11 protein-coding genes and 1 pseudogene are annotated in these 12,464 nt (G+C 57.4%); 4 read left to right on the top strand and 8 right to left on the bottom strand.

What is annotated here, in order from left to right:
* The first annotated feature begins 1 nt into the window (after position 1).
* Positions 2-1,990: a TonB-dependent receptor domain-containing protein gene (locus KCG39_RS05250; protein ID WP_049115259.1), complete on the top strand. Its 1,989-nt coding sequence runs from the start codon at positions 2-4 to the stop codon at positions 1,988-1,990.
* A gap of 51 nt (positions 1,991-2,041) precedes the next feature.
* Here the strand turns inward: KCG39_RS05250 and tolA are convergent, their stop codons facing one another.
* The 7 genes and pseudogenes from tolA to KCG39_RS05215 all read right to left on the bottom strand — a co-directional run bounded on the left by tolA (position 2,042) and on the right by KCG39_RS05215 (position 8,775).
* A complete protein-coding gene (gene tolA, locus KCG39_RS05245; RefSeq protein WP_369893844.1) occupies positions 2,042-2,464 on the bottom strand; it encodes a cell envelope integrity protein TolA in 423 nt (140 codons plus the stop codon).
* 146 nt (positions 2,465-2,610) lie between these two features.
* A pseudogene (locus KCG39_RS05240) lies at positions 2,611-3,754 on the bottom strand (M20 family metallopeptidase).
* Positions 3,754-4,509: a glutamine amidotransferase gene (locus tag KCG39_RS05235; protein WP_049115263.1), complete on the bottom strand. Its 756-nt coding sequence runs from the start codon at positions 4,507-4,509 to the stop codon at positions 3,754-3,756. The pseudogene KCG39_RS05240 and the gene KCG39_RS05235 overlap by 1 nt, the downstream one beginning before the upstream one ends.
* 13 nt (positions 4,510-4,522) lie before the next feature.
* The gene (locus tag KCG39_RS05230; protein WP_004120289.1) at positions 4,523-5,602 is read right to left on the bottom strand and encodes a phosphotriesterase family protein; all 1,080 of its coding nucleotides are present in this window, start codon (positions 5,600-5,602) and stop codon (positions 4,523-4,525) included.
* A gap of 3 nt (positions 5,603-5,605) precedes the next feature.
* Complete coding sequence (locus KCG39_RS05225) at positions 5,606-6,607, bottom strand: ABC transporter permease (protein WP_162625997.1); 1,002 nt, start codon at positions 6,605-6,607, stop codon at positions 5,606-5,608.
* 18 nt (positions 6,608-6,625) lie between these two features.
* Positions 6,626-7,372: an ATP-binding cassette domain-containing protein gene (locus KCG39_RS05220; RefSeq protein WP_162626010.1), complete on the bottom strand. Its 747-nt coding sequence runs from the start codon at positions 7,370-7,372 to the stop codon at positions 6,626-6,628.
* A gap of 380 nt (positions 7,373-7,752) precedes the next feature.
* Positions 7,753-8,775 (bottom strand): LacI family DNA-binding transcriptional regulator, encoded by a 1,023-nt coding sequence (locus tag KCG39_RS05215; RefSeq protein WP_004120296.1) that lies wholly within the window; start codon positions 8,773-8,775, stop codon positions 7,753-7,755.
* A 345-nt stretch (positions 8,776-9,120) separates the two neighbouring features.
* On the opposite strand from KCG39_RS05215, the gene KCG39_RS05210 reads away from it, so the two are divergent.
* Positions 9,121-10,074 (top strand): ABC transporter substrate-binding protein, encoded by a 954-nt coding sequence (locus KCG39_RS05210; RefSeq protein WP_049115270.1) that lies wholly within the window; start codon positions 9,121-9,123, stop codon positions 10,072-10,074.
* Position 10,075: 1 nt separating this feature from the next.
* On the opposite strand, the gene KCG39_RS05205 is transcribed toward KCG39_RS05210, so the two are convergent.
* Positions 10,076-10,948 carry a PfkB family carbohydrate kinase gene (locus KCG39_RS05205; RefSeq protein WP_142468277.1) on the bottom strand — a complete coding sequence of 291 codons (873 nt, stop codon included), beginning with the start codon at positions 10,946-10,948 and terminating at the stop codon, positions 10,076-10,078.
* 26 nt (positions 10,949-10,974) lie between these two features.
* Between KCG39_RS05205 and KCG39_RS05200 the strand changes: the two genes are divergently transcribed.
* Together KCG39_RS05200 and KCG39_RS05195 are read left to right on the top strand one after the other, a co-directional pair.
* Positions 10,975-11,820, top strand: a complete 846-nt coding sequence (locus tag KCG39_RS05200; RefSeq protein WP_004120301.1) for a BtpA family protein — start codon at positions 10,975-10,977, stop codon at positions 11,818-11,820.
* Positions 11,820-12,464 carry a TenA family protein gene (locus tag KCG39_RS05195; RefSeq protein ID WP_123829360.1) on the top strand — a complete coding sequence of 215 codons (645 nt, stop codon included), beginning with the start codon at positions 11,820-11,822 and terminating at the stop codon, positions 12,462-12,464. The genes KCG39_RS05200 and KCG39_RS05195 overlap by 1 nt, the downstream gene beginning before the upstream one ends.

Genomic DNA, 12,464 nt, shown 5'->3' with positions numbered 1-12,464 from the left:
GATGAAAACACGCCTGGACGTGGCGGTGGCGCTCGCCTTGAATCTACCCGCGGCAGCCTTCGCCGCAGATGGCGCTGTAGTAAATGAAGAACAGATGGTAGTGACCGCCACGGGATTCAGCCAGGAGAGGCGCGAGGCGCCGGCGACGATCTCGGTGCTCGATGAGAAGGCGCTGAATACCCGCTCAAATCAAAACATCACCGAAGCGTTGCGCGAGATGCCTGGCGTGCTGGTGGGCAACGGTCACGGCAGCCTGGCGACCGGCGATGTACAGATGCGCGGTATGGATTCGACCTATACCTCGTATATGGTGAACGGCATCAAGCAATCTACCCGAGAATCTCGTCCCTACGGGCATCATATTGGGACGGAAGCGGCGTTTATGCCGCCGCTGGCCGCTATTGAACGAATCGAGGTCATTCGCGGGCCGATGTCTTCGTTGTACGGCTCTGACGCTATTGGCGGCGTGGTCAACGTCATCACCAAAAAGGCGTATAACCTCGACACATGGACGGGGGTGCTGGAGGATAATTACTTCCTGCAGGAGAAAAGCGAATACGGCAATACTAACCAGACAAACGCCTTCTTTATGGGGCCGGTCGTGCCGGGTAAACTCGGGGTCAGCGTGGGCGCAGATTATCTTGACCGTCGCGACGATGACAGCCCGACCCAAGAACGTTTTGTTAAACATCAGTCCGGAAATCTGGATGCCACGATTTCTCTGTCGCCAACCGATACCCAGCTCTGGGATCTGAACGCCACCAAAGGTAATCAGGAGAAAACCCATAATGATAAAGAGTGGTACTGGGGTTTTGACCGCGATGCGGCATCGCTGTCACAGCATGCCTGGTACGGTGATGACCTGCTGGAGGTGAAGAACTTTATCAGCTACGAAAAGGCCCGCACGGAGTACCGCGTGCCCGGCATGGACCCGCAGTTTATTAAGCAGAATAATTTTGAGGCCAATAGCGCGAACACCTTTACGCTGGGCGATCACAAGCTGACGTTAGGCGTCAACTTTACGCGCAACGAGCTGAATGACACCTTCGGTATCGCCGACAAACAGGCGCCTGGCGTCACCCCGGTCAGTAAAATTACCCGCCACGGCTGGGCGGTATTCGCGGAAGACGCGTGGATGATCGTCCCGGACTTTACCCTGACGACCTCGGCGCGCCTCGATCATGATAGCTATTTCGGTTATCACGTTACGCCTAAGCTGTACGGTAACTGGACCATTGACGAAACCTGGGCGCTGAAAGGGGGCGTGTCCGCCGGCTATAAAAAACCGGATTTACGCCAGAATAATGCCGGTTTTACCAGCGTCTACGGGGCTTATCCTTATTCTGAAATCGGTATTGGCAACGACGATCTCAAGCCGGAACAAAGCATCAATACCGAGCTGGGCGTGTACTGGCAGCGGGATGCCCTGGCGCTCGACGCCACCCTTTTTTACACCAAATTTAAAGATAAAATCAGCGACCATACCATCTGTACTTCATCGGCTACCCAGAAGTGCCAATACAATGGCTATACCGCCGATAGCGTGTCGCAATATATTAACGTCGGTGATGCGCAGATCTACGGTGTGGAGCTGAACGGCGACTGGCAGGTGACCGCAGCGCTGAAGGCAAACGCCAACTATACCTACACCCACAGCGAACAGAAAAGCGGTGAGTATAAAGGCTATGCGCTAAACGATTTCCCCAGCAGTATGGCCAACGTTTCGCTGACGTGGAACACCACTTCCGATCTGGAACTATGGACCAAGGCCAGCTGGCGCAGCAGATCGCCGGATATCGGCAAGTCCAGCTCAACGGACGCCTACGCGCTGGTGGATTTAGGCGCGCGTTACCACCTGACTAAGCGCGTCACCCTGATGAGCGGGATCTACAATCTGTTTGATGTAAATCCGGTTTACACCACCGCCTACAGGCAGACGGCGATGCTGGAAGGGCGGCGCTATAATTTCGGCGGGCGCATTGAGTTCTGACAATAATGCAGGGGCCGAATGGCCCCTGCGAAATGATTTCACAAAGAGCTGTCAGGGCCTGAAGTCCAGAACGGGATGACTGAATGTTTGATAGGTTTTTTCGTCTGGCGCAGGCGGGATTTTGGCTTGTTTCAGCGCGGACATCACCTGCGCGCATAGTGCCGGATCGCCGTTCTCGACCGTTGGATTCTGCACTGTCCCGTCACGCTGTAGCGTTAAGCGCACCGAGCATGTTTGCCCTTGCCAGGACGCCGGCTGGTCTATGTTAGCGAAGACAGCCGCCTGGATCCGCGCCAGATAGCGTGAGGCATTGGCCTGCGGTGAAGTATCTGCACCCGTTTGATAATCGCGAAGTATTTTATCCGCTTCTGCCGATATTTTAGCGTCTTCGGTGCTGTCCGGCGCAGAAGCACTACCCGAGCAGGCGGAAAGGAGTAAAGAGAGGGTGCAAATGAGCAGCGGGCTGATTTTCATGAACAGGGTAACGCCTCCTTGCTGGCGATGAGATATTCCGGATACGAGGCGGTTATCCTCTGTTATTCCGCGATATTATTCAAACCCTAATCGCTGATTTTTCATGCGGCGGATCGAACGCGCGACAGCGACGTTAAGTGACGCTGTCACGTATCTTCTGCCTTCGCCACGGGCGGTTTACGCCATCCAGTCGCGAATCAGGTTCCCGTACAGCTGCTCAGCCTCCTCCAGCCGGCTGACCAGGCAGTATTCGTCGGTTTGATGAGCCATAGAGGGTTCGCCGGGGCCAAGAATGATACAGGGCGGGTTGCCCATCGCAGGCAGCAGCAGCGAGGCGTCGGTAAAGTAGGGCACCACCCGCGGCTCAAGCGGCCGATCGTGCAGCGGCTGGCAGCGCTGAAATACCTGTTTTATCCATGCGTGATCCTGTTCGCTGAGTACCGCGGGCAGATCGACCAGCGTCGACACCGTGACGCTCTCGCCAAGCAGCGTGATCAACCGCTGGCGGATGATGGCGTGCTGTAAATCAGGCGCGCTGCGGATATCGACATCGAAACGCGTGCGGTCCGGTACGGAATTAATATTTAGCCCGCCTTCAATACGTCCGACGTTTACCGTGGGCTGCTTCATCAACGGATGCGGCGCCCCCGGCGAAAAATGTTGGATTTTACCCAGCGCATCCGCCGCCAGATAGATAGCATTAATCCCCAGTTCCGGCATCGCGCCGTGGGCTGTTTTTCCCCGCGTTTCGCAGCGTAGCCAGAGCGCGCCTTTATGGCCGATCACCGGATAGTTGGCGGTGGGCTCGCCGACGATCAGCGCGCCCACTTCCGGCAACGGCGCAGAGGCGATCAGCGCCCGCGCGCCGTCGCAGCCGGTCTCTTCCCCGCCGGTAATCAGCAATACCGCGCCGCGCCCGGCGCGGATCGTTTCCCGCTGTTGAACGCAGGCGACGGCAAACGCCGCTATCGCCGCTTTCATATCGCTGGAGCCACGGCCATAAAGACGCCCGTCTTCCACCTGCGAGCCGAAAGGGTCGTACTGCCACCGGGCATTTCCCAGCGGCACGGTATCCAGATGCCCGGTAAAGGCCAGCGGTTTACCAGGCGTTGCCCCGGGGAGCCTGGCGATCAGATTGCAGCGTTCCTCGCCGAATGACGACAGCGAAACCGCAAAACCGTTAGCGTTAAGCCAGTCGGCAAAGTACCGCATGCAGTCTGCTTCGCTGCCCGGCGGGTTGATGGTGTTAAAGCCCAGCAGCTGCCGGGCGAGCTCAAGGGTGGTGGTCATCAGCGACGTTCCGTCAGCCAGTCAAGGCAGTTAATCCACAGCTGGCGATAGCCGGGCCATTTGGCAAACTCTTCCGGCAGCCAGTGTGCCGACATATCGCTGGTCCACACCAGTGAGCGACCCTGTTGATATTCGCGAATAGCCAGCAGCGGATGACCGGTACCGGCCACGGTCGCCAGCAGTTTGCCTTCCGGATGCATTTCTACTTCGTTATAGCCCAGCAACCACGGCCATTCGCCCGGAATATCGTTGAACAGGGCGTGGGATTCCGTCACCTCGGCATAACAACCTTCCGGCGTTTCAATGCGATCGTCCCATGCCAGGCAGCGGACCGGCAGCACTTTCTCCACCGCGGTATGGCGATAACGCGCGCCGCCGTTGATTCCCTGGAAGCTGTAATAGCCGCCGATCATCATCAGCGACCCGCCGCCGGCCACATAGTCATGCAAAAGCGTCAGACGGTTGGCGGTTCGGCGGCTTCTCAGCCAGGTGTCCGGATGCAGCAGCAGCGTATTGGCGCCGATATCTGACAAAATAATCGCATCCCACTGCTGCAGCGCGTCCAGCGTCAGCGGAAAGTCTGTCGCCGCCGCGTGGGCGGGCATGTAGGTAATGGCGTAGGCACTGTCCGCGAGCGCCGCCAGAAAATCCGTCGCGCCGGTATGCCAGGTGGCGGTGGCGAACTGATCGAAGCCTTTAACGTGTGTTGAAGTGCTGGTCCAGGATTCCCCAACCAGTAAGATTTTTTTCTGCATTATGACTTTCCTTTTATCCGCCAAAGACCCGTTGGGGATTTCCAATCATCAAGGTTTCAAGCTGTTCGCCGCTGACGCCGTGGCGCCGCAGGCGGGGAACAAAATGCTTGAGTATGTAGCCGTAACCGTGGCCGCCGTAGCGGGTGAGCATGGTTTTCAGAAAGACGTCCTGCGACAGCAAAATTTGCTGGATATAGCCGTCGTCAATCAGCTCGCGAATCGCGCGGGCGTTTTCCTCATCGGAGGGCGACTGCGCCGACTCGTCGGCGTAGTAATAGCTCATGCCGATCATGTCGTATTCGAGAAACGCCCCGCGCTGCGCCAGTTCCCGCTGGTAGCGCTTATCGGCAAAGCTGGGATTCATGTGGCACAGCACCGTATGGCGCAGATCGGCGCCTTCCTGCTCGAGAATGTCCAGTACACGGTGACCCAGCCGTTCCCAGCCGGGCAGGTGGACCTCGATCGGTACCCCGGTCACGGCGCTGGCCCGGCCCGCAGCGCGCAGGGATTTCTCCTCATCCGGGGTAAAACGGCTTGAGATACCGATTTCGCCGATGAGCCCGGCGAGCACCTCCGGTTTCTCCTCTGCGCCGCCGAGATCGTAGATTAGCCGCTCGGTCAGCTGTTCAACGCTGCTGGTTCTTACCCACTCGGGGTGCGAGGGTTCCAGATAGAGGCCGGTGCCCATAATAATGTTCAGGCCGGTCAGACGGGCGATACGCGCCAGCGCTTTGGGATCGCGGCCAATACCGATATTGGTCGGATCGACCACCGTTTCCCCGCCGAGGGCGCGATATTTCGTCAGCTCTTCAATCGCGACGTCGACGTCAAACAGTTGACAATTATCGCGGCTCATCAGCGGGTTCAGCGACAGTTCGCCGAGGTTTTCCATTTTCACCGGCATTTCGGCAAGATGGCGATCGCTGCAGCAGCAGGGCGGCACCCATTTGCCGGAGGCATCCAGCAGAATATGCTCATGCATCAGCGTAACGCCCATTTCACTTATCGGCAGCGGGCCGACCACCGTCATCACGTAACCGCTGCTGACGCCGACCGGCAGCGGGTCGGGATGGCGAAAAATTGATCCTTTCATCTGCTATCCTTTTGCCGCGGAGCGCGCCGGGTTGAGAATGCGGGTGTTCAGCCAGATAGCCAGCAGGATAATAGTGCCGGTGGCAATCTGGGTGTAGAACGGAGAAATATGCGACAGGATCAGACCGTTCTGGATCACCGCAATCGACAGCGCGCCCAGCAGCGTGCCGATAATAGTGCCGAAGCCGCCAAACAGACTGGTACTGCCGAGCACCACGGCGGCGATGACCTGCAGTTCAAAACCTTCGCCCTGGTTGGAGGAGCCGCTGCCGAGGCGAGCGGTGATAATCATCCCCGCCAGCGCGGCGGCCATGCCGCTGATGATATAGACCTTCATGGTGACCGCTTTGGTGTTAATCCCGCTGCGTCGCGCGCCTTCGGCGTTGGCGCCGATAGCCGTCACGTAGCGGCCAAAACGCATATGGTTGAGAACGATGTGCCCGATAACCAAAATCATAATGCCGATCAGCGCAGGCATAGGGATTCCCACAACCCACGCGCGGCCTATAAAGGTAAACAGGCTGTCAGCCGGAACCGGGATCGAGTAGCCCTGGGTGACCAATAGCGCGATGCCGCGAACCACGGCCAGGGTGGCGAGGGTGACGATAAACGCCGGTATGCCCTCATAGGCGATAAAGAAGCCGTTGATGGCGCCAACGACGCCGCCGAGCAACAAGCCGCCGAGCAAAACCACCGGCCACGGCAGTCCCCAGTTGTTAAGGGCGATAGCGGAAAGCGCGCCGACCAGCGCGAGGGTGGAACCCACCGACAGATCGATGCCGCCGGTGGTAATGACCAGGGTCATTGCCGTCGCGACGATCAGCAGCGGGGCGCTCTGACGGATAATGTTGAGCCAGTTGGTGCCGGTGAGAAAGTTGCTGGTGATCAGCGAGAACACCACGCAGCAGAAAACGAAAAAGAGCGCGATGCTGACCACGCCGGAGTGGTTATGCAGCAGGCGGCGCGGCAGCGAATGCTGGATCATGCGGGAACTGCTTAAGTTCATGATACTCATCCTGTTACCTCAATGTGCGGCCGCAGAGCGGGCGGTGAATTTTTCGCCCACAATCAGGTTAACGATATCGCTCAGGCTAGTGTCGGCCACTCGTCTGTCGGCGACGTTGGTACCTTCGTACATCACCATGATCCGGTCGCAGACCAGAAACAGGTCCTGCAGGCGGTGGGTAATCAGAATCACGCTCACGCCGCGAGCGGAAACGCGGCGAATCAACTCCAGCACCGCTTCAACTTCCGCGACGGCCAGCGCGGCGGTGGGTTCATCCATAATCAACACTTTCGGGTCAAAGGCCGCCGCGCGGGCGATGGCAATGGCCTGACGCTGGCCGCCGGAGAGATTTCGCACCAGCAGGCGGGTATCCGGAATGGAGATCCCGAGACCTTTAAGCATCTCCCGGGCGTCGGCGTGCATTTTGGCCTCGTCGAGAAAGGGGATGCCGAGGACCGATTTCATTGGCTCGCGGCCCATAAACAGATTGCCCGCGACGTCGACCGTGTCGCACAGCGACAGATCCTGGTAGACCATCTCGATATGGCAGCGGCGCGAATCGGCCGGATTAGCGAAATGCTGCTGTTCGCCATCGATGCGAATCGTGCCGCTGGAGGGGATCACCGCCCCCGAGAGTACTTTGGTCAGGGTGGATTTCCCCGCGCCGTTATCGCCCACCAAGCCCAGCACCTCGCCCGGAGCCAGCTCGAGGTTGACTCCGCGCAATGAACGTATCGACCCGTAGGTCTTGGTGATGTTGATCATCTCCACCCTTGGCGGGGTAGTGTGTGGCTGCTGCATCTGATAACTCCCATCGCTGTTGCCGGGAAAATGTTCGCCATCCTGCGGGAGAGATGCTATCCGACACGGTTTACATGCTAGTAAACCGGTTTACCTGCGGAATAGAGTACTCGCCAGCACAGTCAGGACAAACGCTACGTAAGATATTTGTTCGCCAGTAAGAACGTTGCAGCATCCGTGCCAGGGCAGGAACAACACAGCAGCCCTGTAACTTAACCATATGTAATCAATAGGTTTTATTGGTTACATTCCGGTAAACCGGTTTACTGATTATAGTGAACAGATTGTGAATTGATCGTTTTTTGCGCCAAAACTGGGCGCTTTTGCGCCATTTTGGGACGCGCTTAACAAATCTTGATTGAGTCGCGACCGATCCATTCTACCGGTAGGCGGGTTTCTGCCGGGATATCCTGGTCATTGTTCAGCAGGCGCATCATGATATTCACCGCGGTGCGGCCCAGTTCACGGGCGGGCTGGCGGATAGTTGAGATACGCGGCTGGGTGAAATCGGCATAGTTGGCGTCGTCGAAGCCGACCAGCGACAGCGCCTCCGGCGCCTGAAGCCCGCTGGCGCGCAGCCCGTCAAGTAGGCCAAGCACCAGGTAGTCGCTGGCGGCGAAGACGGCGGTCGGGCGAAGCGGCTGGCTAAACAGGTAACGCAGCGCCTGTTGGCCGAACTCGCGCTGGTAGTCGCCGTACATCACCCATTCGGGCGGCCAGCTCAGACCGGCCTGCTCCATCGCGGTGCAGAAGCCCTGATAGCGCTCGCGGACGCTCATCAGCTTGTCAGGACCGCCGACGAAGGCGATATGGCGGTGTCCAGCGGCGATCAGCATTTCGGTGGCGATCCGCCCGCCCTGAACGTTATCGGCAAACACCTTCGGCACCGTACTGCCGGGTATATCTTCATCCAGCAGGACAATGCGTTCGTGACGCTGGACCTCTTTGCGCAGCAGGCCGTTATCGGGGCGGTTAGTGGTGAACAGCAGGCCATCGACCTGACAGGTATCCAGCCAGCGGATGAACTGACACTCCTTTTCAGGATTATTGCGGGTGATGCACAGCACCAGGCTATAACCGCTGGCGGAGGCGGCCTCTTCGGCGGCGTCGGCCAACTCGGCAAAAAAGGGGTTGGTAATATCGGGGAGCACCAGGCCGAGCGTCTCGCTGCCGCCTTTGCTCAGACGACGCGCCAGGCTATTACCGCGATAGTCCAGTTCGCGAATCGCCGTTTCGATACGGTCGATGGTGTCCTGCGGCAGCACAATACTGTTGTTCATATAGCGCGACAGGGTGGCTTTCGACAGTCCCGCCAGCTTTGCGACATCGGATAACAATACGCGTTTTATACTCATTTCCTGCGCCATTTCTGCCAGAATCGGCTATCTGTAACATAGTTAAGCGCGGTGGATACAGCAATTTCTCCGCTCATAATCTCCATAAATAAATGCTTGACAAATTTTAATCTGCGGAGAATTGTATAGGCAGTTTACCGCATCATCCGGGAAGTCATTCCCAAACCCGTTTAAGTCATTCCAGTCGCGCACCGACACGGACCGGTTGCCGGAATGAAGTTAAGCAGGTATTCGCCGAACGATCGATGATGGTTCTGGCCACATAGACGATATTTGCCCGCCAAAAAAATAATCCTTCTGCGTTCGCATGCGGCGCGGAACTCTGCTGGTTATCACTTATTCCCGACGAGGATACTGATGATGTTATTTAACACCGGAAAACTGCGTTTACTTGCTGTCGCCACGACGATGCTGGCATCAATGAGTTTTATTTCTACCGCCGGCGCGGCCGCTCCGACTTATGCACTGGTCCAAATCAATCAGCAGGCGCTGTTCTTTAATCTGATGAATAAAGGCGCGCAGGATGCGGCAAAAGCCAGCGGCAAAGATTTAGTGATATTTAACTCTAACGATAATCCCGTGGCGCAAAATGACGCGATTGAAAACTATATTCAGCAAGGCGTTAAAGGCATTCTGGTTGCCGCTATCGATGTTAACGGAATTATGCCCGCGGTAAAAGAAGCCGCCGCCGCTAACATTCCGGTGATTGCGATTGATGCCGTATTACCGGCCGGGCCACAGGCAGCCCAGGTCGGCGTTGATAATATTGAAGGCGGCAGAATTATTGGTCAATACTTCGTGGACTACGTGCAGAAAGAGATGGGCGGCCAGGCGCGGCTGGGTATCGTCGGCGCGTTGAACTCGGCTATTCAGAACCAGCGGCAGAAAGGGTTCGAAGAGACGCTGAAAAGCAATCCGAAGATCACCATCGCTAACGTTGTTGATGGGCAGAATGTGCAGGATAAAGCAATGACCGCGGCGGAAAACCTGATCACCGGTAATCCGGACCTGACGGCGATATATGCCACCGGCGAACCCGCGCTGCTCGGCGCGATTGCCGCCGTGGAAAACCAGGGGCGCCAGAAGGACATTAAAGTGTTTGGCTGGGATCTGACGGCGAAGGCGATTTCCGGTATTGACGGCGGCTACGTGACCGCTGTACTGCAGCAGGACCCGGAAAAGATGGGCGCAGAAGCCCTGAAGGCGCTGAACAGCATCACTTCGGGTAAAACCGTGCCGAAAACCATTCTGGTTCCGGCCACGGTGGTAACCAAAGCGAACGTCGATACCTACCGTTCGCTGTTTAAGTAGGTCAGCGCGCGCCGCCCGTGGTTAACAGGGCGGCGAGCTCATGGCTGCCGGGAAACGCGCTGAGCGTCCCCCGGCGGCTAACGGTAATGGCGGCAGCCCGGCTGGCATGCGCCAGCGCCAGCGCATCCGGCGCGACGCCGCGCAGCAGGGCGGAAGCCAGCATCACGGCGAGGAAGGTGTCGCCCGCGCCGGTTGTATCAAGCGCCTCGGCGGGCACGGCGGGGCAAAACTGGCGCTGGCCCTGCTGGATCAGCCAGGCACCTGCGGCCCCCTGGGTAATCACTAAAGTTTTCACCCTGTATGGCTGGAGCAGCTCGGCCTCAGATTCATTGACCACCGCGATGTCGATGAGCGGCCACAGATGGCAAAAGTCAGGATTGACGGGCGAGGGGTTGAATACCGTCGTCATACCGCGGCTTTTGGCGTACTGGAACAGCGCCCGCGTTTTGTCCAGGGAGAAATTGCCCTGCTGCAGCAGAATATCGCCGGCGACGGCATCCGCGATATGCGGAATGATGTCATCCAGGCGGAATGTATCCGCGGCGGCGGTAGTGGTAATAATGGCATTGTCGCCATCAGCGCTATTTAAAATAATCGAGGTATCGCTATGTTGATTGAAATGACCGTCGGGTAGCAAGGTCAGTGGTTCATTTTTTATCTGCTGACGGATCCACACGCCGTTGCTGTCATTTCCCGTGGCGGCAATTAAGCGTGTTTCTATTCCGCAGCGGGCTAATATAATCGCCTGGTTCGCGCCTTTACCGCCGATATCCTGCGAAACTTTAACGCCGTGAATTGAAGCGCCTTTTTTTGGTATATCCGGAATGGACCAGGTTTCATCTACGGTAATATTACCGGTAACGTAAACACGCATAGTGTTCCCTTAACAGGATGGATAAGATGGTTGCTATCTCAGCAGAAAAAACGAATGCAATACAAGCTATTTTTTCACGTAGCAAAGCGGTTATTGGAGTTATTCATTGCGATCCTTTTCCTGGTGCGCCTAAATATCGAGGGAAATCAGTCCGTGATATTATTGAGCGCGCGCTTCGCGATGCTGAAAATTATATTTCAGGCGGCGTTCACGGCCTGATTATTGAAAATCACGGGGATATTCCTTTTTCCAAACCGGAGGATATTGGTCACGAAACTTCCGCGCTGATGGCGGTGATTACTGAGAAAGTGCGCGAGCGTTTTGCTGTGCCGCTAGGCATTAACGTCCTGGCGAACGCGGCGATCCCGGCGATGGCTATCGCCCTGGCGGGCGGAGCCGATTTCGTTCGCGTAAACCAGTGGGCCAACGCCTATATCGCCAATGAAGGATTTATTGAAGGGGCAGCGGCTAAGGCGCTGCGCTACCGCAGTATGCTGCGCGCTGAGCATATTCGCGTTTTTGCCGATAGCCACGTCAAGCACGGTAGCCATGCCATCGTTGCCGATCGTTCGATTCAGGAGCTGACGCGCGACGTCGATTTCTTCGAGGCTGACGCGGTGATCGCCACCGGCCAGCGTACGGGCGATAGCGCCACGATGGCGGAAATTGACGAGATCCGCGCGGCGACGGAACTACCGCTGTTGGTAGGCTCCGGGGTGACGCCGGCCAACGTGCGCCAGATCCTCGAGCGGACTCAGGGGGTCATCGTGGCCAGTACGATGAAGGTCGATGGCGTGTGGTGGAACGATGTTGAACTGGCCCGGGTGAAGCATTTCATGTCGATCGCGCAGGCCGCGCTGGAGGAGGCATAATGGAAGCGTTTAGCGAACGCCTGCTGCGCGAGCATCAGCCGGTGTGGCAGGCAATGCAGCGGCACCGTTTTGTGACGGATATCGAAGAGGATCGTCTGCCGCCTGCCGTCTTCAACCGCTATCTGGTGTTTGAGGGCAACTTCGTCGCGACGGCAATCGCGATTTTTGCCCTCGGAGTCAGCAAGGCGCCAGGTATTCATCAGCAGCGCTGGCTGATTGGCGTCCTGAATGCTCTGGTTGACACGCAGATTGCATGGTTTGAACAGGTTTTATCAGAACGGCGGATAACTCCTGCTGATTATCCGGACGATCTGCCCGGCGTGCGGCGCTTTCGCGACGGTATGCTGCGAACCGCCCGGGAGGGCAGCTACGAGCAGATCGTGACGATGATGTTCGGCGCGGAGTGGATGTATTATTTCTGGTGCCGACGGGCGAGCGAACATCGGCAGAGCGATGCTGACGTGCGCTGCTGGGTGGAAATGCACGCCGAGGACGCATTCTATCAGCAGGCTCTCTGGCTGAAGAACGAACTCGACCGCTGCGCCATGACGCTGAGTGAAAGCGAAAAGCAGGCGCTGTCGGCGCTTTACGGCGATGTACTGCAGTGGGAAATTGATTTCCATCACGCCGCGTACGAAGCGTAG

It is taken from the genome of Klebsiella pasteurii (assembly GCF_018139045.1).
Lineage (GTDB): Bacteria > Pseudomonadota > Gammaproteobacteria > Enterobacterales > Enterobacteriaceae > Klebsiella > Klebsiella grimontii.
This window is presented reverse-complemented; position numbering and strand designations above follow the sequence as displayed.